Origin of the sequence: Actinoplanes derwentensis (genome assembly GCF_900104725.1) — a bacterium.
In the GTDB taxonomy this organism is placed as follows: Bacteria; Actinomycetota; Actinomycetes; order Mycobacteriales; family Micromonosporaceae; genus Actinoplanes; species Actinoplanes derwentensis.
Map to the genome: position 1 here is coordinate 3834952 of NZ_LT629758.1, position 22729 is coordinate 3857680.

Genomic DNA, 22729 nt, shown 5'->3' on the forward strand with positions numbered 1-22729 from the left:
GCTTTTTACACTTTTTGCCGCATTGTCACTCCTGCAAGGCCTGCCAGATCCGGTCGGCGGTGTAGGGCAGGTCGGTCAAGCGGAGGCCGAGAGCGTCACGGAGGGCGTTGCCCAGGGCCGGCGAGACCGGGTTGTACGGCGATTCGCTCATCGACTTGGCGCCCAGCGGTCCGATCGCATCGTTGGTCTGCGCGAAGTGGACCTCGGTGAACGGGACGTCGGCGAACGTGGGCAGGTGGTACTGCCGGAACGCGGCAGTCGTCACCTGGCCGGACTCGTCGATGTCCACGTGTTCGGCCAGGGTCGCGCCCAGGGCCTGAGCGACACCGCCCTCGATCTGACCGCGCAGTTGCGCCGGGTTCATCACGGTGCCCGCGTCGGCACTGTGCACGGACCGGAGAATACGCAGCTCACCGGTACCGGGGTCGACGGCCACCCGGAAGAACTGGGCGTTGAACGCGACCGACCGGGGCGTGCCGTCGAAGTGGCCGTGCGCGGTGACCGGGCCGCCCGCTTTGACGACCAGGCCGGTCAGCGGAATCGAGCCGATCCCGGAGGCGGTGAGGTGGTGACTCTCGGCGGGAGTGCGGTCGGCGAGGGTGAGCAACTGGGCGCGCAGCGAGCGGGCCGCCGACAGCACCGCTTTACCGGCGACGACGACTCCGGTGGACGCGAACGCGCCGGTGTCGTGCCGGACCACGTCGGTGTCGGACTGCCGGATGACGATCCGGTCGGGGGTGGTGTGGAGTTCGTCGGCGACGATCTGGGCGTGCACGGTGGTGCTGCCGTTGCCGAATTCGGCGGTGCCGACGGCGAGTTCGTACCGGCCGTCGGCAAGCAGCGTGACACTCGCGTCGGCGTAGTGGCCACCGGGCGGGCCGGCCGCGATCATCGCAATGGCCAGACCTTGGCCGACGAGCCAGCCGGGCGGGGCCTCGTCGACGGTGGCGGCGGCCTCGCGCATCCGGTCGAGGCACTGGTCGAGGCCGTAACTGGCGATCCCCAGGTCGGGGGTGTGGCCGCCGGGCGCGGTCAGGTCGTCACCGGGGCGGACCACGTTGATCTCCCGGAAGGTGACCGGGTCCATGCCGATCATCCGGGCCACCTCGTCGAGGGTCTGCTCGACGGCGAACGTGACCTGCCCGAGCCCGTAACCACGGAAGGCTCCGGCGGGCACGGTGTGGGTGTACACCGCATGAGCGTCGGTCCGGATGTTTCCGCACTTGTAGACGGCGACCGTCTCATGGCAACCGTGGTGCATCACCGAGGGCCCGTGATTTCCGTAGGCACCCGTGTTTACCAGCACCTTCAACTGCAGAGCCGTGATCGTGCCGTCGAGGAGCGCCCCCGCCTTGACCGTCACCTCGAACGGATGCCGGGTGGTGGCGCCGTAGAACTGTTCGGCCCGGGTGTACTCCCATTTCACCGGCCGCCCGGTCCGCAGCACCGCGAGCGAGACCAGGTCCTCGACCAGCATCTCCTGCTTGCCCCCGAACCCGCCGCCCACCCGCCCGGCGATCACGCGCACCTTGTCGAGCGGGAAGCCGACGAGCCGGGCGACGGCCCGCCGGGTCAGGAACGGCGTCTGCGTGCTCGACCGGATGACCAGCCGATCGTCGTCGTCGAGCCACCCGACGGCACCGTGCGTCTCCAGACTCGCGTGCTGCACGCGCGGGGTCCGGAACGTCGCCTCGTAGACCGCGTCCGCGGCCGCGAATCCCGCTTCGACGTCACCGATCGACGCGTGCGACTCCCCCACCACGTTGGCGTCGGCGCGCGCGATCCCCTGTTCGATCCCCTTGTCCCCGTGCACCAGCGGCGCCCCGGGCAGCAGGGCAAGAGCCGGATCAAGGACAGCCGGGAGTACGTCGTACGACACCCGCAGTTGTCGCACCCCTTCCTCCGCCGCCGCCTCGGAGACGGCGACCACCGCGGCGACGCGCTGACCCGTGAACCGCAGCACCTCGTCGAGGACCCGGGTGTCGTAGGGATCCTCGGCCTCGTTCTCGTGCTGCCCGGTGGAGAACAGCCGGTCGGGCACGTCCTTGTGGGTGAGCACCGCCTCCACCCCGGGCACCGCGAGCGCGCCGGTGATGTCGATGTCCAGGATCCGGGCGTGCGCGTGCGGCGACCGCAGCACTTTCAGGTGCAGCAGGCCGGGTACGTCGATGTCGAACGTGTAGCGGGCGGTCCCGGTGACGACCTGTGGCCCTGCGGGCGCCCCGAGGTTCGACCCGACGGCGTTGGCACCGCGCGCGCACCCGGCCGCCGGACGGCCCTCGATCGCGTCGGTGATCGCGCGATACCCCGTACACCGGCAGAGGTTGCCCTTGAGGGATCTCGGCAGGTCCTCGCGCTGGGTGTCGGTGAGCGCCGCCGTCGTCATGATCATGCCCGCGGTGCAGAACCCGCACTGGAAGCCCTGCGCGTCGAGGAAACCCTGCTGGACCGGGTGCAGTCCGCCGCCGGCCGGGGCGAGGCCCTCGATGGTGGTGACGGCGTGGCCCTGCGCCCGGAACGCCGGGTAGACGCAGGAGTGCACCGGCGTGCCGTCGACGTGCACCGTGCAGGCCCCGCAGTCGCCCGCGTCGCAGCCCTTCTTGACCCCGAAGCAGCCCTCTTCCCGTAGGTAGGTGCGCAGGCACTGGCCGGGCCGGGGCGTACGGTCGTGCGGTGTTCCGTTGATCTCGATGGTCATGCGGTTTGCCTTCCTGCCGGCCGCCGGGTGCAGCCGGAAGTACCGTTTTCAGGCCGCGAGTTCAGCCCTGATCTGCGCCGCGTAGAGGTGGGTGAGGTGTCTCCGCCAGGCGGGACTGCCGTGCACGTCGTCGACCCAATCAGATAATTGGTCCAGATCTTTCACGACATGCGGCTTTTTGGTAGCAGCCGTCACTGTCAGTGACACCGCACCGTCCGGCTCGACCCGTCCGATCACCAGCACCGCCGATCTCCCATGACGGAACAGAGAGCCGCGGCGGTACGCGGTATGAGCGCTGAGCGCGTCCAGGGGCAACCGGATCGCGCGCAGGAACTCGCCGTCGCGCAGCACCGTCGTCCCCTCCCCGGTCACGAACTCGGCGGCCGGCACCCGGCGCTCACTCCCATCCGGCCCGATCAGCACACACGTCCCGCCGAGTGCCACGCTCAGCGAGATCATCGGACCGGCTGGCAGCGCCGCGCAGAGGTTGCCGCCGACGGTGGCGACGTTCCAGATCTTGAACGAGGCCAGGAACGCGTGGCAGCACTGGAGCACGATCGGGTACCGCCCGAGGCCCTCGGCCAGCTCGGCGATCGTGCAGGTGGCCGCAACCTCGACATGATCGTCACGGACGGTGAGCGCAGGCCAGCCCGCCGCCGCCAGGTCGAGCAGCCGGGTGAGGTGCGGGTGTGGCTCGCCGAACAGCGCGGTGCCGCCGCCCATCCAGGCGTCACCGGGACGCCACTGGCCGGGCGCGGCGGGGCTGATCACTTCTGTGACGGTGTGCAGATCCACATAAGCACGCTACGCGACCCATGTTTCCGATCCCCGCGATCTTCAAAGGCCCGGCGGAACCTGCCGTCCGTTCCTCCCGCTCGGGACTTTCGGCCCTGATCACGGGTGAAGTGCCTGGTCAAGAGTGGGCATCGACAATGGGGAAAGGACAGCGGTGGACGCGCTCGATATCTCGCGGTGGCAGTTCGGCATCATCACCGTGTATCACTACATCTTCGTTCCGATAACGATCGGGCTCTCTTTCCTGGTCGCGGGTATCCAGACCGCGTGGGTACGCACCGGAAAAGAAAGATATCTCCGGGCCACCAAATTCTGGGGAAAGCTCTTTCTGATCAACTTCGCGATCGGTGTCGTGACCGGCATCGTGCAGGAGTTCCAGTTCGGCATGAACTGGTCGTCGTACTCCCGCTTCGTCGGCGACATCTTCGGCGCGCCACTGGCCATCGAGGGCCTGCTCGCCTTCTTCCTGGAGTCGACGTTCCTCGGCCTGTGGATCTTCGGCTGGGACAAGCTGCCCCGGCGGGTGCACCTGGCGACGATCTGGATCGCGGCGACCGGCACCCTGCTGTCGGCCTACTTCATCCTGGCCGCGAACTCGTGGATGCAGCACCCGGTCGGCTGGACCATGGGCGACGGCCGGGCCGAACTGACGAGCATCTGGGCGGTACTCACCAACTCCACCACCCTGGTCACCTTCCCGCACACCATCACCGCCTGTTTCCTCACCGCCGGAGCGCTGCTGATCGCAGTGAGCGCCTGGCATCTCAAGCGAGGCAGTCAGGACGACGTGTTCCGGCCGTCGTTGCGGCTCGGCGCCTGGGTGGTGCTGGTCGCCGGGCTCGGCGTAATGATCACCGGTGACGTTCAGGCCCGGGTGATGACCGAGCAGCAACCGATGAAGATGGCCTCCGCCGAAGCGCTCTACGACAACACCTCCTCCGCCTCGTTCTCGCTGTTCACGATCGGTTCGCTGGACGGCTCCGAGGAGCTCTACTCGGTCCGCATCCCGTCACTGTTGTCCTTCATGGCGACCGGGGATCCGTCCGGGGAGGTCGAGGGGATCAACGACCTTCAGGCGGAGTACGTGGACAGATACGGTCCCGGTGACTACGTGCCCAACGTGCCGGTCGCGTACTGGTCGTTCCGGCTGATGATCGGTTTCGGAGTGCTCGCCATGGTGATCGCGGCCGCGGCGCTCTGGTTCACCCGCGGCGAACGGCGGCCGGCGTCACGCTGGCTCTGGATCGCGGCGGGCAGCACCGTCGCGATGCCGCTGCTGGCCAACGCGTTCGGCTGGATCTTCACCGAGATGGGCCGGCAGCCGTGGAGTGTGTTCGGGCTGTTCAAGACCGCCGACTCCGGTTCGCCGTCGGTGTCCACGGCCGAGGCCGCGACCAGCCTGATCGTGCTCACCCTGGTCTACGGGGTGCTCGCGGTCGTCGAGTTCGCGCTGATCATCAAATACGCCAAGGCGGGGGCACCGGAGATCGAGCCGCCCGCCGAACACGACGCCGACAAACCGCTCGCGTTCGCTTACTGAGGACCCGGAGACATGGAACTCACCACCGTCTGGTTCATTCTGATCGGCGTCCTCTGGGCCGGCTACTTCCTCCTCGAGGGCTTCGACTTCGGTGTCGGCATCCTGCTGCCGGTGCTCGGCCGGGACGACCGGTCCCGGCGGCTCGCCATCAACACCATCGGCCCGGTCTGGGACGGCAACGAGGTGTGGCTGCTCGTCGCCGGTGGCGCCACGTTCGCCGCCTTCCCCGAGTGGTACGCCACCCTGTTCTCCGGGTTCTACCTGCCGCTGCTGCTCATCCTGGTCGCGCTGATCGTCCGCGGGGTCGCCTTCGAATACCGCCACAAACGCGACGGGGCACGCTGGAAGCAGGGCTGGGACCTGTGCATCTTCTGGGGCAGCCTGGTCCCGGCGATCCTCTGGGGCGTGGCGTTCGGCAACATCCTGCGCGGCGTGCCGATCGACGGCCGGCACGAGTACGTGGGCGGCTTCGTCAACCTGCTCAACCCGTACGCGCTGCTCGGTGGCCTGACCACGCTGGCCCTGTTCACCCTGCACGGCGCGGTGTTCCTGGCGCTGAAGACCGATGGCCCGATGCGTGCCGAAGCCGGAAGGCTGGCCGCCAGGCTGGCCCTGGTGGCCGTGCCGATCGCGGCCGGCTTCCTGCTCTGGACCGGTCTCGTCAACCTCGACGGCTGGGGCATCGCCCTGTCCGTTCTGGCGGCGGCCGCCCTGCTCGGCGCGGTGTGGCTGACCCGGATCCGGCGTGAGGGCTGGGCGTTCACCGCCACCGGCGCGACCATCCTGTTCGCGGTCGCGGCCCTGTTCATCACCCTGTTCCCGAACGTCATGCCGTCGTCGCTGGACGCCGCGAACAACCTGACCGTCCTCAACGCGTCGTCCACCCCGTACACGCTGAAGGTCATGACCTGGGTGGCCGTCGCGTTCACCCCGATCGTGCTGATCTACCAGGGCTGGACCTACTGGGTGTTCCGCAAGCGCCTCAAGCTCAGCGACATCCCGGCCTGACCCCCTTTCTGCAAAGGACTCCGATGAAGCCGCTGGACCCCCGGCTCCTCAGGTACGCCCGCGCCACCCGGACCTATCTCGTGGCGACCGTCGTCCTCGGCGTGATCCACGCCGTGCTGCTGATCGCGCAGGCGGTCCTGCTCGCGGACGCCGTCACCGCGGTCTTCCTCGACGGTTCCGGCATCGGCGATCTGACGACCGGGGTCCTCGGCTTCACCGTACCGGTGCTGGTGGCACTGGCCGCGGTCATCGCTGCCAAGGCCGCGGTGGCGTGGCTGCAGGAGATCGCGGCGGTCCGCTCGGCCGCCGCGGTCAAGAGCCAGCTCCGCAACCGGCTCCTCGACCACGTCACCGCGCTCGGCCCGGCCGGTTCCGCTGGGGCCGGTTCCGCACCGGCCGGTGTGGTCGCCGCGCTCGCCGGGAACGGGCTCGACGCGCTCGACGCCTACTTCGCGAAATACCTGCCGCAGCTTGTGCTCGCGGTGCTGGTGCCGGGGATTCTGCTGACCCGGCTGCTGCCCGCCGACCTGATCGCCACCGGGACCATCGCGGTGACGTTGCCGCTGATCCCGCTGTTCATGGCACTCGTCGGGATGCACACCGAGGCGCAGAACCGGCGACAGTTCCGGCTCCTCGCCCGGCTGTCGCACCACTTCCTCGACGTGATCGCCGGGCTGCCGACGCTCAAACTCTTCGGTCGGGCCCGCGCCCAGGCCGGGATCATCCGCCGGATCAGCGAGGACCAGCGCCGCCACACCATGCGTACGCTGCGCACCGCTTTTCTGTCGTCACTGGTCCTGGAACTGTTAGCCACCCTCTCGGTCGCGCTCGTCGCCGTCGGCATCGGGCTGCGGCTCGTCGCCGGCAATCTCGACCTGGGCACCGCGCTGCTCGTGCTGATCCTCGCGCCCGAGGCGTACCGGCCGCTGCGGGAGGTGGGCGCCAACTTCCACGCCAGCGCCGAAGGGCTGGCCGCGGCCGAAGAGGTGTTCGCCGTGCTGGAGACGCCGTTGCCGGTCTCCGGGAGACTCGCGCCACCGGCCGGGGACATCGTGTTCGACGGCGTCGAGGTGCGGTTCCCCGGCCGGTCCGGAACCGCGCTGCGACTCGACGCCACCATCGAACCGGGTACAATCGTCGCGCTCACCGGCCCGTCCGGCTGCGGGAAGTCCACCGCGCTGAACGTGCTGCTGGGCTTCGTGAACCCGACGGCGGGACGCGTGACAGTCGGTGGCGTACCGCTCCCGGACCTTGATCCCGAAGCATGGCGCCGCCACCTGGCATGGGTGCCGCAACGGCCGCACCTGTTCGCGTCCTCGGTCTACGACAACATCGCCCTGACCGCACCGGCCCCTTCCACCGACGTCGTCGCGGCAGCGCGAGCGGCCGGAGCCGACGGGTTCATCCGCGAACTGCCGGAAAGCTACTCGACCCTGCTCGGCGACGACGGCACCGGACTGTCCGCCGGTCAGCGGCAGCGGATCGCCCTGGCCCGGGCCTTCCTGCGGGACGCGCCGATCGTGCTGCTCGACGAGCCCACCGCCAACCTCGACACCGAAACCGCCGCCTCGGTGATGGCCGCGATCCGCTGTCTGTCCGCCGGCCGCACGGTCCTGATCGCCGCCCACCGTCCGGAACTGATCGCCCTCGCCGACCGAGTCATCCTCCTGACCGAAAACCTGGTGCCGGCATGACATCCGCCTCCCTCCCCATCCCGGGCCCGGCGCCCTCCGGTTCGTTCTCTTCCTCCTCGTTCGGTGCGGGACGTGGGCTGAGTGCCTGGTCGCTGATCCGGCCGGCGGTGGGACGGCTCAGCCTCGCGGTGCTCGCCGGAGTCGGGGCCGCCGGAGCGGCGGTGGCGCTGACCGCCTGCTCGGCGTGGCTGATCTCGCGGGCCGCCCTGCACCCGCCGGTACTGCACCTGATGGTGGCGATCGTCGCGGTTCGGGCCTGCGGGCTCAGCCGGGGCGTGCTGCGCTACCTGGAACGGCTGATCGGGCACGACGCGGCCTTCAAGATCCTCACCGATGTGCGGGTACGCCTCTACACCCGCCTGGAACGTCTGGCCCCGGCCGGGCTCGCCGACTTCCGCCGCGCCGATCTGGCCCGGCGGCTCGCCTCCGACGTCGACGCCGTCCTCGACCTGGTGACCCGGGTGTTCCTGCCCTATGCGGTGGCCGGTGTCGTCGGGCTGGCGTCGGTGCTGGTGGTGGGCGCGCTGGTACCGGTCGCCGGGCTGGTCCTGGCCCTGGCGCTACTGGTCGTCGGCGTCGGTGTTCCGGTGATGCAGCGGGCTTCGGCGCACCGGGCCGACGGCCGTCTGGCACCGTTGCGTGCCGAACTCTCCACCGGCGTCGTCGATCTGCTGCACGGTCTGCCCGATCTGACCGCGTACGGGGCCACCCGTGCCCGCCTCGACCGCCTAGCCGAAGTCGACACCCGCCTGACCGAGACGTCCCGCCGGTCCGCCGCCACCGCCGGCCTGGGCGCCGCGGTGACCGCCCTGAGCACCGGCGCCGCCGTGCTGGCCGGCCTGACAGCGGGCGCCGTCGCCGTCCGCTCCGGTTCCCTGACCGGCGAACTCCTGGCTCTGGTCGTCCTGACCCCGTTGGCGGTCTTCGAGATCGCCGCCCCGCTCCCGGTGGCGGCCCAGCGCTGGGCCACGGCCCGAGTCTCCCTCCAGCGCCTGACCGAACTGTGGCAGACCCCGGACCCGATCACCGACCACCCGCAGGCGCCGGAATCGCGAGCCGATCCGCGTGGTGACTTCGGGTTCGATTCGCACCCCGACTCACCACGCGCCCGGGCTGGGCACGTGCCGGAGATGCGGATCGACGGGGTCACCGCGGGGTGGGTGGCCGGGCGTACCGCGCTGCGTGATCTTGATCTGGTGTTGCCTGCCGGTGGGCGGGTGGCGCTGGTCGGGCCCAGCGGGTCGGGGAAGAGCACGGTGGCGGCGCTGCTGGTGCGGTTCCTGGATCCGCGGGACGGGCGGGTCACCATGGACGGGCGAGATCTGCGGGAGATTCCGGCGGACGAGGTTCGGCGGGTGGTCGGCTATCTACCGGAGGACAGCTACCTGTTCGACACCACGATCGGTGACAACCTGCGGATCGGCCGGGCAGGGGCGGGCGACAGCGAACTGCATGAGGCGCTTCGGCAGGCGCGGCTGCTGGACTGGGTGCGGACCCTGCCGGACGGCCTCGGCACCCTGGTCGGCGAGCACGGGATGGCACTGTCCGGTGGGCAACGGCGGCGGCTCGCGCTGGCCCGGCTGCTGCTCGGCAACGCCCGGGTACTGATCTTCGACGAACCGACCGAACACCTGGACGACGAGACAGCGGCGGCACTGACTCATGACCTGCTGGACGCCGCCGGGGACCGCACCGTCCTGCTGATCACCCACCGCACCGACCTCACCGGCCTGTCCGTCACCCGCATGCCTTTCGGCAGTTCGCAGCGCTGACCGGTCAGACGTGGGCCGGGGACTTCAAGGGGACCGCAGCGGCCGGGAGGGTCAGGGTGAAGGTGGTTCCACGGCCCACCACTGACTGGACGGAGATCGTGCCGCCGTGGTCCCGGACGATGTCCCGGACGATGGCCAGGCCCAGGCCGGGGCCCTGGACTGCCTGGTCCATGGCGTTGCCGGCGCGATGGAACGGGGTGAACAGGCCGGGGACGTCCTCGGCGGGGATGCCGATTCCGGTGTCGGTGACCGAGATCGCGACGCTGCGGACGTCGGCCGCCATCCGGCAGGTGACGCTGCCGCCGGAGGGGGTGAACTTGATCGCGTTCTCCAGCAGTTTGCGCAGGGCCCGCTGCAACTGGGTGCGGACACCGCGTACCCAGCCCTGATCGGCGGTGAAGGTGACCGTCAGGTTCTTGGCCTTGGCCGCGCTGTCCAGCTCGTCCCGGACCGTCACCGCGACGGCCGCCAGATCCAGGGTTTCGGCGGCGACGGCGGTTCCGTCGGGACGGTCGAGCAGGATCAGGTCGCCGATGGTGTCGTGCAGGCGGTGGGCGTTGCGCAGGATGGCGTTGAGGGCGCGCTGCTGGACCGAGGTGAGCGCGCCCCCGTCCTCGTCGGCGATCATCTCGGTGTAACCGAGGATGCTGGTCAGCGGGGTGCGCAGTTCGTGGGTGACGGTCTGGATGAAGACGTCTTTGCGCTGGTCGAGCATCCGTAGTTCGGTGATCAGGCGGGCCTGGTTGTTCTGCAGGTTGAGCTGGCGCAGGGCACGTTCGATCTCCCGGCCGACCCCGGCGAGCAGGCGCTGTTCGGCGGCGGTCCAGGTGGGGTTGCCGGGGCGGCTGAGGTGCAGGTACCCGGGGGCGCATTCGGCGTCGCCGCCGACGGTCAGCCAGACGGTGCCGCCGGAGCCGCATACCGGGTCGCAGGATTTGCCGGTGATCAGTTCGACGACCCGGTCGACGGGCGGGCCGGGGGCTCCGGCGGGCCAGCCGGAGCACATCTCGCCGCGGCCGGGGACGACCAGTTCGCAGTGCACGGCGTCAGCGCCGACGGCGACACCGATGAGTTCGGTGATCCGGCGACCGGTGTGGGCGATGTCGCCGAGTTCCTGCATCTCGGTGGCGACGGCCTGGCGCAGGCCGGCCCGGGCGGCGCGGGCGTGTTCGGCGATGAGCAGGGTCTCGGTCTGGGCGGCCAGTTCGTTGAGCGCGTCGATGACGGTGCGCAGTTCGGTGGAGCCGGCCGGTTCGGCCCGGATCGACCGGTCCCCGGCGGCCAGGCGGCGGATGGTCACGGTCAGGTCGCCGAGGGGTAACAGCAGTTGACGCCGGCCGGTGCGGGCGACGCTGTAACCGATCGCGAGGATCGCCACGACCAGGCAGGCCGCCAGGATGGCCATCTCGCGGCGGTCGCCACTGGCTGCGGTACGCATGTCGGCGCGGTCGGCGGCGAGGGCCTGGTCCATCGCGGCGTTGACCCGGCGCAGTTCGTCGAAGAGTTGTTTGCCCTCGGCTGCGAGTTCGTCGTCGTCGACGGCGAGACGCCGGCCGCTGACGATCGGTACGGCGTAGGTGTCGAGCCAGGCCCGGACCGCCTCGCGCTGCTGGCCGATCAGCGCGGCGACCCTGGAGCCGGAGCTGCCCGCTCCGATGTCGTCGAGGGCGGCCATGACTGCCGCACGGCTGTTCTCGTACGGTTCGAGAAAGGCCACGTCGCCGGTGAGCTGGTAGCCGCGTACCCCGGTCTCGGCGTCGGTCATCTCCTGGAGCACGTGGTCGTTGGCGATCTCGGCGCGGGTGGAGCGCGCGGCCTCGGTGTCCTGTTCCGCCCGCAGCAGGGTGCCGAAACCGAACTGGACCAGCAGCAGGATCATGAAGAGACCGAGCATGGCGAGGGAACCCACGTTGAGGCGACGCTGCACACTCATCGGCGGCGAACCTCGCGGGCGGTCATGCCCCTCAGTTCGGCAGGTTGGGGCCGAGACCTAAGTCACCGCGCCCCAAATTCGTTTCGTTATCCATCCGCAATAAATCAGACCTTGCGTACCCCTGGTAACGGGTAACTGGGCTTAATGTCCGAAATATCGGACAGCTGAGCGGTTGGACTCACCGTACGTCACGTTGATCTCATGGTCGAGGTTACCGGCGGGTAGACGAGGCTCTTGTGAGCAGACCCCTTCACGGGCAACATTTCCGGCACATTACGACCGGAGCCATCGACGCTTCTCGTTACGACGGGCCGCCCGGTCGAACCATCCCTGAGGAGGTTCCGTGGCGGAGTCGCACAGCGGGCGCACCGACTGGCGCCGGTTCGCCGTCGCGGTGGCCGTGCCCACGGTCGTCGCCGGTGGGCTGATCCTGGCGCTGGCCGAAGGCGCTCTGGCGGCAAACTTCACGGTGTCCGGCAAACAGTTCAAACTGTCCGCCGACAAGCTCGTCGGCGCCGGATTCACCCAGTACAGCGGGGACCTGCGGACCGCGGACGAGGAGAACCACCCGGACGGTACGGTCCCGGCCGCCATGTCCGGCATCAGAAGCGCCGACCTGTGGGGACTCTGCCAGTCGGTCGCCGTCGGGCCGGTGACCCTGCGTATCGAGGCCGGGGACGACCCGGAGCATCCGGTGCACGCCGACGACCTGCTGATCGGCATGTCCACGCTCGGAGGTGACGCCACGTTCGAGGACATCCAGATCGGGCTGGACGCCGCCACCCTCACCCAGGACGGCGCGGAGACCCACGGTGCGGCACTCTCGTTCGGCCAGCAGGCCCGCAAGGTGACCATCGAGAAGCTACGGCAGGAGGCGTACTACACCTCTGCTTCCACGTTCACTCTCAACGACATGAACCTCGAACTGCACATCGGTGGCTCGCACGAGTGCTTCTGACCCGCGTACCCACGCGTCTGGTCATTTCTGAGCGGAGGATTCGTGGCTGCGGAGAACAACTGGCGGCACGGGCGCCCGTTCTGGGGCGGGCTGTTCCTGGTGGTGGCGGGGCTGGAGATGTTCGGCAGCGCGAACATGGAACTGGACGAGATTCAGATCCATGTCGGGCCGCAGGGCTTCTACTCGTACCTGCTGCCGGTGATGTTGATCGCCGCCGGGGTGTTGACCTGGCTTTCTCCCGAGCAGCGCCTGTTCTACGGGATCGTCGGGATCATCACGGCGCTGTACTCGTTCATCGGGCTCAACCTGGGCGGCTGGATCGCCGGGATGGTGCTCGGCATCGTCGGCGGCGCCCTGGTCATCGCCTGGAGCCCACCCGCCGCGAAGCCGGTCGACAAGCCCGCCGAACCGGCTGGCGAGCCGCTGCCCCACAAAGCGCTGGTCTTCCTGGCGCCGTTGCTCCTCGCCGCAGGGGTGGTGACCGCGGGGAATCGGCCGGCCGAGGCCGCTGAATGCCCGGCGGACCCGCCGTCCCGGGAGACCAGCGCGTCCCCGGCCCCGGCCAGCCTGTCCCCGACGCCGCCATCCGTTCCGGCCTCCCCGTCCCCCAGCGTCTCGCTCTCCCCCAGCGTCTCGCTCTCCCCCAGCACTTCGCCTTCACCCAGCGTGAGTGTGTCGGAGAGCGAGCATCCGATTTTGGAGGGGATCGACGACTTCTGGGATGGTGTCGGCGACCTGATCGGCATCGGCGGCGAGAAAGATAAAGCGGAAGCACCCGTCGAGAAGCAGTCCCCCGCGCCGCGGAAGAGCAGCGCAACGCCGAGGAAGAGCAGTCAAGCCGACGAGATCCCGTGCCTGGGTGAACGCCAGTTCGGCCTGCTGGCCGATGATGACGAGCTGCCCTTGGCCGGGGCGAAACCCGGCGTGGTCAAGACGGCGTCGATGACCATGTACGAGTCGTCCTACGGCGGGGTGGCCGAGGTCCCGACCGGCGAGGGCACCATCCGGTCGCTGAAGTTCACCATGGACAAGGTGGTGAACAAGCCGTTCCAGCTCACCATCGACGAGCCGGGCGACGCGACCACGGTGATCGACAGCGGTGAGCTGATCCTGGACGGCGACGTCGAGTTCTACAGCCCCCGGTTCGAGGGCAAACTGTTCGGGACGATCCCGGTCGTGTTCACCCCGGAGTCGCCGCCGCCCGTGACCCTCCCGGTGCTCTGGTTCACCGACGTGACTGTGCAGCTGGCCTACGTCCGCAGCGACGTCCTGACCGCCGCACCGCTGGACATCGTCGAGACGAATAGCTAGGCCGCGGCGGACTCGTACCGGCGAACCGTGCCCTTGCCCGCGGCTTTCGCGGCGTACATCGCGGTGTCCGCCCGGCGCAGCAGCCCGGTGAGGTCACCGCCCTCGTCCGCGGCGGCCAGGCCGATGCTGCCGCCGACCGTGACGGTGTGGCCGTGGACGCGCATGGGTTCGCTGATCCGGCGGAGCAGCCGCTTGGCCACCTCTTCGGCGTCGCCGTCCCAGCCCTCGTCGCCTTCACCGCTGCGCAAGCCGGACCCGTCGGACCCCTCGGCCTCGCTGCTGCGGACGCCGGTCAGCAGGATCGCGAACTCGTCGCCGCCGATCCGGCTGACCAGGTCCTCGGCTCGCAGTTCGGCGCTGAGCCGACGGGCCACCACGACCAGCACGTCATCACCGGCGGCATGCCCGTGGCTGTCGTTGACCGGTTTGAACCCGTCCAGGTCCAGGACCATCGCGGTCACGCCCAGATGCGGGCCAGCCAGGATGTCGGCGGCCCGGCTGTCGAAGGCGGGCCGGTTCAGCAGTCCGGTGAGCGCGTCGTGGCTGGCCTGGTGTTCGAGGGTGTCCCGCTGTTCTTCGAGGACCTCGGTCATCCGGCCCAGGCTCGCCAGGGTGAGGAACTGCCGGATCAGCACCAGGGAGAACGTGGCCAGCAGGGTCCAGACCAGCACCGGATCGAGCTGCCCGGTCGCGGCCTGGCGGGAGGCGGCGGTCGCGACGGCGAAGACCACCGGGACGTACGGCAGCAGGGCCCAGCCCCGGAACACCAGCGCACCGCCGCGTTCGACGCCGGGGCGGGAGGTGGCGAGCCGGCTGGACACCGCCATCACCAGGGCGCCGAGGATGTAGCCGCCGCCGACTCCGTCCGCGTACCAGAGATGGCCTTCGAGGTCGTTGCGGGTCGCGGCGAGCAGCGTCACCGCCTGGACCAGGGCGGCCGCCGCCAGCAACTGTTGTGCGCTGCCGCCCTGCCCGGGTTCGGCGGAGGCCAGGGTGACCAGGGCGATCACCGCGCCGAGCACCAGCAGACCGACGATGGTGACCCGGTAGCCCTCGCCGCCGACCTCGCCGGGCACCTGAGTGCCGGACAGCACGAACTCCCAGGCCAACGCGAACATCGCGCCGAAGACCGCGGCGACGTCGATCAGCAGGCGGACTGCCGCGAGTCCGTGCGGGCGCGGCGCGGCGAGGATCAAGGCGATGGGTACGAACCCGGCCGCCATCGTCGACAACAGTCCGCCCACACCGGCGAGGGAGCCGGCGCCGAGGGTCGAGATCAGCAGCACCACGTTGCCCAGTGACCAGATCCCGCACGCGACGGTGCCGCATCCGAAAGCGAGCCGCATCCGCCGGATGTTGGCCGGATCGGCGGCCCGCCGCCGGTAGTGGAATGCCGCGTATCCGCTGGCCAGCGCGATGACCGTGTCGGACACCGCCAGTTGGCCCCAGCGGGGTAGAAAAGGGTACAGAGCTTGCAGGGCCGCGGCGACCACCAGGCTCGCCAGCAATGCCGTCCGCAACCGCATGCGCACCCCGGTTTTCCCAGCACCGCGGACTTGATCGAGAAGGCCGAGTATTGCACAGAGAGCACTACGCTTGTTGCTTTCTGCCACGAGGGGGACCAGATGTGCCGGAGCATCCACCAGTTGCACAATTTCGAGCCGCCGGCGACGCCGGACGAGGTCCACGCGGCGGCTCTGCAGTACGTCCGCAAGATCGCCGGGTCGACCCGGCCGTCGCAGGCCAACCAGGCGGCCTTCGATCAGGCGGTGGCGGCGGTGACCGCGGCCACCGCGGAGTTGCTGTCCGCTCTGGTGACCACTGCCGCGCCGCGTAACCGTGAGGAGGAGGCGGTCAAGGCCCGGGCACGGGCGGAGAAGCGCTACGGGTGATGACGGACGGTAAAGCAGACCGTCACACCGGCGATCTATCATAGTTCCTCTATGGGACTACAGGGATTGCCGGTCCGCCGCACACTCACCGGCTACGCGTTCCTCGCTCCGAGCCTGATCGGGGTGATCGGGTTCCTGCTCGTCCCGGTGATCGTCGTGATCGGGATCAGCCTGCACCGGTGGGACCTGGTCAGCCCGGCACGCTGGGTGGGTCTGGACAACTACGCGGCACTGCTCGACGACCTCGCGTTCTGGCAGTCGATGCTGATCACCGGCATGTTCGTGGCGCTCGTCATCCCGGCGCAGGTGCTGCTCGGGCTGCTCGCCGCGGTGCTGCTGGACCGGCGGCTGCCCGGCTCGGTCGTCTTCCGGACCATCTTCGTGATCCCGTGGATCAGTGCCCCGCTCGCTCTCGGCGTCGTCTGGCGGTGGATCTTCGACCCGTCCGACGGTGCCGTCAACGCCCTGACCGGGATCCGTGTCGAGTGGCTGTCCGATCCTGATCTGGCGTTGCCGGCGGTGGCCGCCGTGACGGTCTGGCAGCACGTCGGTTACGTCGCCCTGTTCTTCCTGGCCGGGCTGGGCGGCATCCCCGGGCAGTTCGCCGAGGCGGCCCGGATCGACGGCGCCGGTGCCTGGCAGGTGTTCCGCCGGATCACGCTGCCACTGCTGCGCCCGACGATGTTCTTCGTCCTGGTGACGAGTCTGGTCACCACGTTCCAGACCTTCGACGTCGTCTACGCGATGACCCAGGGCGGGCCGTCCGGGAGCACCGACGTCATCGCCTCACTGATCTACCGGGAGGCGTTCACCAACTTCCGGATGGGCCGGGCCGCGGCCATGTCGGTCGTGCTCCTGCTGCTGTTGATCACGGTGACGGTGAGCCAGCAGCTCTACTTCCGCAAGCGCACGACGTACGAGGTGAGCTGATGTCCCGGCGGATCGCGAACGTGGTCACCTATCTCCTGCTCACCCTGGGTGCGATCGTCACGCTCGCGCCGTACCTGCTCAGCATCCAGACGTCGTTGAAGACACCGGAGCAGTTCGCCGCCCAGTCCCCGCTGGCCCCGCCGTCCCCGGTCAGCGGCGGCTCCTACGCCGAACTGGTCGTCGGCGATCACACTCTGGTGCCGCCGCTGGTGATCACGGTGCAGGTGGTGATCCTGGTGGTGCTCGGCCAGCTGACCTGCTCGGTGCTGGCGGCGTACGCGTTCGCCCGGCTCGACTTCCCCGGCCGCGACCTGCTGTTCTGGGTGTACCTGGGCACCCTGATGGTGCCACTGGCCGCCACGCTCGTGCCGAGGTTCGTGCTGGTCGCCGGACTCGGGCTGCGCGACACGTTCTGGGGCATCGTGCTGCCGACCCTGTTCGGTTCCCCGTACGCGGTCTTCCTGCTCCGTCAGTTCTTCCGCGGCATCCCCACCGAACTGCTGGACGCGGCGCGCATCGACGGCGCCGGGCATCCGCGGGTGCTGCGGCACGTGATCCTGCCGTTGAGCCGCCCGATCCTGGCCACGCTGCTGATCATCACGGTGGTGGCGCACTGGAACGAGTTCCTCTGGCCGCTCGTGGTCACCAGCAGTGAGCGCTGGCGGGTGCTGACGGTGGCGGTGTCGGCGTTGCAGAGCCAGTACAACGGCAACTGGACGCTGGTGATGGCCGCCACCACGCTCGCCACGTGTCCGTTACTGATCCTCTTCGTCGTGTTCCAGCGGCACATCGTCAAGTCGATCACGATCACCGGGATGAAATGAGGGCATCCATGCGCGTACTCGCCGCATTCCTTCTGCTGCTGCTCACCAGCTGTTCGGTGGCGGGCGGCCCGACCAGCGACCGGACCACCGTCACCTTCCGGCTCTGGGACGAACAGGTGGCCGAGGCGTACGAGGAGTCGTTCGCCGCCTTCGCGAAGCAACACGGCGACATCGACGTGGTGGTGCAGCTGGTGCCGTGGGCCGACTACTGGACCAAACTACCGACCGACATCGCCGCGGGCACTGCCGCCGACATCTTCTGGACCAACACCAGCAACTACGGGTTGTACGCGGACAGCGGTCACCTGCTACCGATCACCGACGGTCAGCAGTCCGGCTGGACCAGGTCGGTGGTGGACCTCTACACCCGGGGCGGCAAGCTGTGGGGCGTACCGCAGCTGTGGGATTCGATCGCTCTTTTCTACAACGAAGAGCTGGTCACGAAGGCGGGCGTCGACCCGGCCACCCTGGTCTGGAACCCGTCCGGCACCGGTGACACGTTCCTCCCGGCGGCCCGCAGACTGACCGTCGACAAGGCGGGGAAGAGCGCGGACCAACCCGACTTCAACCCCACGGCGATCGCCCGGTACGGGTTCAACGCCGCCCTGGACAGTCAGGCCGTCGGCGGGAACTTCGTCGGCTCCAACGGCGGCACCTGGCAGAACGGCGACACCTTCGACTACGCGGACCAGCCGAAGACCGTCGCGGCGATCCAGTACGTCGTCGACCTGATCAACAAGCATCACGTGGCCCCGTCGGCGGCCGACACCAACACCAACGGTGACAAGACCCTCCAGCTTTTCACCCAGGGCAGACTCGCCCTGTTCCAGTCCGGCCCCTACAACCTGAAGAACGTGCAGGAGGGCGCGAAGTTCGCCTGGGGCCTCGCGCCGCTGCTCACCGGCCCGGCCGGGCGGGTCAGCGTGGTGCACGGCGTCGCCGCGGTCGCCTCCGCGAAGACCCCGCACCGGGACGCCACCGAGAAGGTGCTGTCCTGGATCGGCTCCGCCGACGGCACCCGCCCGATCGCCGCCGGAGGTTTCGCCTTCCCCGGTGTGGTCGCCGCCGAACCGGACTTCACCGCGTACTGGCAGAAACAGGGCGTGGACGTGCGACCGTTCCTGAACGCCGCGCACGGCACCACGTTCCCGGCCCCGATCGGCCCCCGCGTGCAGGCCGGAGCCACCGCCGCGCTCCCGATCCTGCAACAGGTGTTCCTCGGACGCCAGCCAGTCCCGGCCGGCCTGCGCCAGGCCCAGAACGCCGCGAACAAGGCCATCGCCGAATAGTCAGTAGAGAGTGATCACCAGGTCGAGACCACGGGCGGCGAGATCGCGGCAGTGGCCGGCCCGGGATCGCAGGTCACGCAGGTTCCGGGCGAAACTCGCGGCGTCGTCCTCGGTCTCGTGGACCTGATAGACGCCCTGTTCGAGCATGTCGGCGACGGAGTACTCGCGGCGCGCGGCGACGACGTCCAGGTCGTCGATCAGCCGCGCCGCCTCGGCCAGTTGGGCGGCCGTCGAGCACCGCCACCTGATGCCCTGGCCACTCGTGGCGTGCTCGGCGAACCGGTCCACACCCATGATCGTCTGGTAGGCGCGGGCCTGTTCGCGCTGCTCCCACGAAGAGAGGGCGCGATAGCCGGCCGGATCCAGAAGGTACTCGGCCTGCTGGTGGTTGCGGCTCTCGAACCAGTCCGGGGTCCACCCGGTGCCCGCCGGCACGACAGCCAGCAGTTGCCGGGTGATCTCCGGAAGCTCCTCGGCTTGGGCAGGAGTGAGGCGGGCCCTCGGCTTGCGGCAGCGGTCGGCGAAACAGCCGAGGCCAGCCGGGAGACAGCGGTCGCGGCTGCGCCGCGATCTACGAACGCTGCCCTCGTTCAGCGACTTTCGAGAGGTGATCATGGGTCAGGGTATGGGCCAGATCGCGTCCTGGTGTACGCCGTAGTTGCTCGCCGATCGCCTGGGCCGCCGGTGCGCACTCGAGCGCACGTTGCACAGCGGCGGCGATGTCGTCCGCCGTAGCCGCGTTCGGGTCCAGGGCTACGCCGACGCCGGTGGTCTCGATCGCCGCCGCGCCCGCGAACTGGTCGGTGGAGAACGGGAGCGCCAGCATCGGCACTCCCGCGGTGAGGGCCTCGGTGACGCTGTTGTTGCCTGCGTGTGTGACCGCCACCGACGCCTGGTCCAGCAACGCGGTCTGCGGCAGGTAGGGACGCACGAGCCAGGTGTCCGGCACTGGAGGCAGGTCCTGGGCCGCCCCGGTCGCGAGCGCCACCCGCAGGCCGGAGCGCCGCAGAGCCCTGATGACCGTGCTCAGCACGTCCGCCCGGGTGGACAGGAAGCTTCCGAAGCTGACGTAGGCGAACGGCTGGTCGCCGGTCTCCAGCCACGATCGCACGTCGGCCGGGACGGTCTCGGTGCGGACCGCCGAGCCGAGAAAGGCATGCGGTGCCGGTAGGGGCCCGCGGGTCAGGTCGTGCAGCGCGGCGGGATAGTTGTAGAGCACCAGGTCGCCGTGTTCGGTGAAGGCGTCCGTCGCGGCGGCGGCGTTGGGCGCGAGAATGTGCAGCGCGGCGTTCCACTCCGCCGTGAACTCGTCCCGCACCGTACGGCACACCAGGTGCAGCGCGGCGAGCTCGCTCTCGGCCGGGCGGAACGCGGCCGGCCACGCTGTCGGGTAGCCGTAGACCTCGTCGCCCACCGGCAGCGCCGACGGGTGGCCGAGGACGACGTCCACGTGCGGCACGGCACCCGCGATCAGAGCCAGCCGGGCGCTGAAGGCCAGGTGGTCGACGACAATCCGGTCCGGCCGGACCTGCTCGACCACCTTGAGAACCGCCTGCGCCCGGTCGACCGGCTCCCACAGCAGGTCGTTGCGACGCGCCTCGGCCTGGAAACGCAACGTCTCGACCATCCCGCGGTAGGTCGCGGCGAAGAACCCGCGCAGCGCGTCGTCCTCGCCGGCCGGCTGCTGCTCCGCCCGGATCACACCCGGGTTGGAACCCCGGCCGAGCGGAAGGTCGCTGTGCTCGAAGCCGAACCCCGCGACCAGCGCGGCGGTGGCCGAGCCGGTCGCCACCACGACCCGTTCGCCGGCCCGCTGCCACGCGGTGGCGAGCGTGGCCAGCGGCAGCAGGTGGGAGGCGTAGTCCGGACTGATCACCAGCAGGGTCATGACCGGTGCTCCTCGACTGTCACGGACGCGTAGATGCCCGCCAGGCTACCCGCCATGGAGTCCACGGTCAGGCCGGCGCTGATCCGGGCCCGGGCCAGGTCGACCCGCGACGGCATGGGCAGGTCGGCGAGATCGAGGGCGGCCCGGAAGGCGACGGCCAGGGCGGCCGGGTCACCGGCCCGGGCGAGCAAGCCGGTGACGCCGTGCTCGATGTAGGTGGCCGGACCACCGGCGTCCGGCCCGACCACGACCAGACCAGCGGCCAGCGCCTCCAGCAGGGCGAGGCCGAACTCCTCTTTGAGGCTGGCGCACACGTAGACGCCCCCGGCGGCGATCAGGGAGGCACGGCCGGCGTGTGCGGCGGCGAGCCACCGGGCCACCACGTCGTTGGGCCGGTGGCCGGGCATGAGCAGCCCGGCCGAGGCGTCCGGGTCGTCGCGTAGCACCCGGGCGATGAGCTCGAGTTGCTCCCGCTCGTCCGGCGACGGATCCGCCAGATCGCCGCCGACGATCAGCAGGTTGCACCGCTCGCGCAGCGCCGGGTCATGGGCCCAAGCCTGCACCAGGGTCGCCATGCCTTTGACGCGGTGCAGCCGGCCGACGCTCATCGCCAGCGGCAGGCCGTGGCGGTGCGGCGGCAGAGCCCCGACGAGCGCGTCCAGTTCGGCCAGGGCAGGTGAGGCTGCCGAGTCCGTCAGTTCGGCAGCGGCCGCCCGGCTGACCTTGAGGTCGATGCCCTCCGCGACGACGCTGTAGCGTCCGGCTTCGGCGGCGATGTCGATGCCGATGAGCGTCTCGAGATCACGGGCGAGGTGCGGACGGGGGAAGAGAACGACGTGGTCGGCCTCGGCCGCCAGCCGTTGCACCAGCCGCGCCCGGAACCAGTAGTGCTCCCGTTCGTCGGCCAGGCCGAAGTTGTCGCGGCGCAGGCCACCCGTTCGTTCCAGGGCGCCGATGGTCGCATGCGGGTCGGGAGCCAGGGTGAACACCACCGGGATGTCCAGCTCCGCCGCAACCTCAGCTGCGGCCAGACTGCCGACCTCCGCCATCCGCAGGTGGACGACGTCGATGTGATGAGCGCGCAACAGGCGCCGGATGCCACGCCGCACGGCGACCCGGGCCGGCCACGCGTCAGCCGCGTTCACCGCCGGTCCCGGCATCGGCACGGCCGCCAAAACGTGCTTCTCGTCGCGGGTGAGGGCGGCCAGCGCACTCTCCGGGGTGCCTCGGGAGATGGTCAGCACGCGTCCCGCTCCGGGTTGGGCAGCGAGCTCGTCCCCGAGCCGGACGAGCAGGGTGGCGACGCCGCCGTTGTCCCCCGCACCGGCCCGGCTCAACTGCCGATCGATGTCCGCGTGCAGAAACAGCTGGGCGACCCGCAGGCCCGGTGCGCCGCCGGCGGGGGCACTGCCCGCGGCCAGTCCGAGATCGACGGCGGCCAGCCGGACCACCGCTCCGAGGTCACCACCCGCCGCCCAGAGGGACTCGATCACCCGTACCGCTTCCCGATCGCCGGGCCGGTCGCCCAGCGCGGCGACGGCTCTGACCCGGGCGGCCGGGCTCTCGTCCGGGTCGAGGGCGATCCGGCCCACGGCCTGACCAGTCGGCTCGGCGGAGAACAGGCCGAAGGTCTCGACGAGGCGCGCGCGGGCCTGCGGGTCACGCGTGTCAGCCAGGGCCCGCAGCAGAGCCGCGACGATGTGGTCCCCAGCCGGGCCGCCCCAGCTCTCCAGGGTCCGCTGTGCGAGCATGCCGGAGAAACCGCCGGCGACGACAACGCGGACAAGACGGTCGATGGCGTCGAGCCGCGGCAGACGGGACTGCAGCACCCACGCAGCATGCTCCCGCAGAAACGGCCGCCGATGCGACAAAAGCCGCGAGAGTACGGCGTCGGCCTCATCGTCGACAACCGCCCCGATCCCGTGCACCGCGGCCACCGCCGCCAACTCGTCCTCCCCGTCGACCGCAGCCGCCAGCAGCCTCATCACCGACGGCGCCGGGTCCCGCCCCGCCTCCTGAGCGAGCCCGTGATGGTCGCGGAGGACGTCGAGCATGGACGCACTGCGACGCACCTCGTGCAGTACGGAATTCACGGATGACGACATACTCGTACTTCGGCATAGCGGCCACCGACGGATGCAAAAGATCTTCACGAAATGAGTGCGCCACCCCACACCGGTGGCCGAGGTGCCAGCAC

Annotated in this window: 17 protein-coding genes; 10 read left to right on the plus strand and 7 right to left on the minus strand. The window is 69.9% G+C overall.

Features of this window, described 5'->3' with window-relative positions; translation table 11 throughout:
* Positions 1–25: 25 nt before the first annotated feature.
* Both BLU81_RS16980 and BLU81_RS16985 read right to left on the minus strand, forming a co-directional pair.
* Positions 26–2698: a molybdopterin-dependent oxidoreductase gene (locus BLU81_RS16980; protein WP_092545562.1), complete on the minus strand. Its 2673-nt coding sequence runs from the start codon at positions 2696–2698 to the stop codon at positions 26–28.
* Between the two features lie 48 nt (positions 2699–2746).
* Positions 2747–3493 (minus strand): FAD binding domain-containing protein, encoded by a 747-nt coding sequence (locus tag BLU81_RS16985; protein ID WP_092545563.1) that lies wholly within the window; start codon positions 3491–3493, stop codon positions 2747–2749.
* Positions 3494–3647: 154 nt separating this feature from the next.
* Here BLU81_RS16985 and BLU81_RS16990 point away from each other — a divergent pair, with 154 nt between their 5' ends.
* Genes BLU81_RS16990 through cydC form a run of 4 tightly spaced genes read left to right on the plus strand, consistent with a single transcriptional unit; the run spans position 3648 to position 9507 of the window.
* Positions 3648–5033 (plus strand): cytochrome ubiquinol oxidase subunit I, encoded by a 1386-nt coding sequence (locus BLU81_RS16990; RefSeq protein WP_092545564.1) that lies wholly within the window; start codon positions 3648–3650, stop codon positions 5031–5033.
* Between the two features lie 12 nt (positions 5034–5045).
* Positions 5046–6041, plus strand: a complete 996-nt coding sequence (cydB, locus tag BLU81_RS16995) for a cytochrome d ubiquinol oxidase subunit II (protein ID WP_092545565.1) — start codon at positions 5046–5048, stop codon at positions 6039–6041.
* Between the two features lie 23 nt (positions 6042–6064).
* Positions 6065–7735, plus strand: coding sequence for a thiol reductant ABC exporter subunit CydD (gene cydD, locus BLU81_RS17000; protein ID WP_092545566.1), 1671 nt, complete (start codon positions 6065–6067; stop codon positions 7733–7735).
* Positions 7732–9507, plus strand: a complete 1776-nt coding sequence (cydC, locus tag BLU81_RS17005; protein ID WP_157751643.1) for a thiol reductant ABC exporter subunit CydC — start codon at positions 7732–7734, stop codon at positions 9505–9507. The genes cydD and cydC overlap by 4 nt, the downstream gene beginning before the upstream one ends.
* 4 nt (positions 9508–9511) lie before the next feature.
* Here the strand turns inward: cydC and BLU81_RS17010 are convergent, their stop codons facing one another.
* Positions 9512–11440 carry an ATP-binding protein gene (locus BLU81_RS17010; protein WP_092545567.1) on the minus strand — a complete coding sequence of 643 codons (1929 nt, stop codon included), beginning with the start codon at positions 11438–11440 and terminating at the stop codon, positions 9512–9514.
* Positions 11441–11783: 343 nt separating this feature from the next.
* Here BLU81_RS17010 and BLU81_RS17015 point away from each other — a divergent pair, with 343 nt between their 5' ends.
* Together BLU81_RS17015 and BLU81_RS17020 are read left to right on the plus strand one after the other, a co-directional pair.
* Positions 11784–12398 (plus strand): DUF6230 family protein, encoded by a 615-nt coding sequence (locus tag BLU81_RS17015; RefSeq protein ID WP_092545568.1) that lies wholly within the window; start codon positions 11784–11786, stop codon positions 12396–12398.
* A 42-nt stretch (positions 12399–12440) separates the two neighbouring features.
* Entirely contained in the window at positions 12441–13709 is a 1269-nt protein-coding gene (locus BLU81_RS17020; protein ID WP_092545569.1) for a DUF6114 domain-containing protein, read from the plus strand.
* Here the strand turns inward: BLU81_RS17020 and BLU81_RS17025 are convergent.
* A complete protein-coding gene (locus BLU81_RS17025) occupies positions 13706–15235 on the minus strand; it encodes a GGDEF domain-containing protein (protein ID WP_092545570.1) in 1530 nt (509 codons plus the stop codon). The genes BLU81_RS17020 and BLU81_RS17025 overlap by 4 nt on opposite strands.
* A 99-nt stretch (positions 15236–15334) precedes the next feature.
* Here BLU81_RS17025 and BLU81_RS17030 point away from each other — a divergent pair, with 99 nt between their 5' ends.
* Genes BLU81_RS17030 through BLU81_RS17045 form a run of 4 tightly spaced genes read left to right on the plus strand, consistent with a single transcriptional unit; the run spans position 15335 to position 18644 of the window.
* A complete protein-coding gene (locus BLU81_RS17030; protein ID WP_092545571.1) occupies positions 15335–15601 on the plus strand; it encodes a DUF2277 domain-containing protein in 267 nt (88 codons plus the stop codon).
* 51 nt (positions 15602–15652) lie between these two features.
* Complete coding sequence (locus BLU81_RS17035) at positions 15653–16531, plus strand: carbohydrate ABC transporter permease (RefSeq protein ID WP_092545572.1); 879 nt, start codon at positions 15653–15655, stop codon at positions 16529–16531.
* Positions 16531–17355, plus strand: a complete 825-nt coding sequence (locus BLU81_RS17040) for a carbohydrate ABC transporter permease (protein WP_092545573.1) — start codon at positions 16531–16533, stop codon at positions 17353–17355. The genes BLU81_RS17035 and BLU81_RS17040 overlap by 1 nt, the downstream gene beginning before the upstream one ends.
* An 8-nt stretch (positions 17356–17363) precedes the next feature.
* The gene (locus BLU81_RS17045; RefSeq protein ID WP_092545574.1) at positions 17364–18644 is read left to right on the plus strand and encodes an ABC transporter substrate-binding protein; all 1281 of its coding nucleotides are present in this window, start codon (positions 17364–17366) and stop codon (positions 18642–18644) included.
* Here BLU81_RS17045 and BLU81_RS17050 read toward each other — a convergent pair whose 3' ends face one another.
* Genes BLU81_RS17050 through BLU81_RS17060 form a run of 3 tightly spaced genes read right to left on the minus strand, consistent with a single transcriptional unit; the run spans position 18645 to position 22586 of the window.
* Positions 18645–19259, minus strand: coding sequence for a hypothetical protein (locus tag BLU81_RS17050; RefSeq protein WP_157751644.1), 615 nt, complete (start codon positions 19257–19259; stop codon positions 18645–18647).
* Positions 19216–20532, minus strand: a complete 1317-nt coding sequence (locus BLU81_RS17055) for a nucleotide disphospho-sugar-binding domain-containing protein (RefSeq protein ID WP_092545576.1) — start codon at positions 20530–20532, stop codon at positions 19216–19218. Before BLU81_RS17055 ends, BLU81_RS17050 begins: the two co-directional genes overlap by 44 nt.
* On the minus strand, positions 20529–22586 hold the full coding sequence (locus tag BLU81_RS17060; RefSeq protein WP_197686258.1) for a glycosyltransferase: 2058 nt from the start codon (positions 22584–22586) through the stop codon (positions 20529–20531). Before BLU81_RS17060 ends, BLU81_RS17055 begins: the two co-directional genes overlap by 4 nt.
* Positions 22587–22729 lie beyond the last annotated feature (143 nt).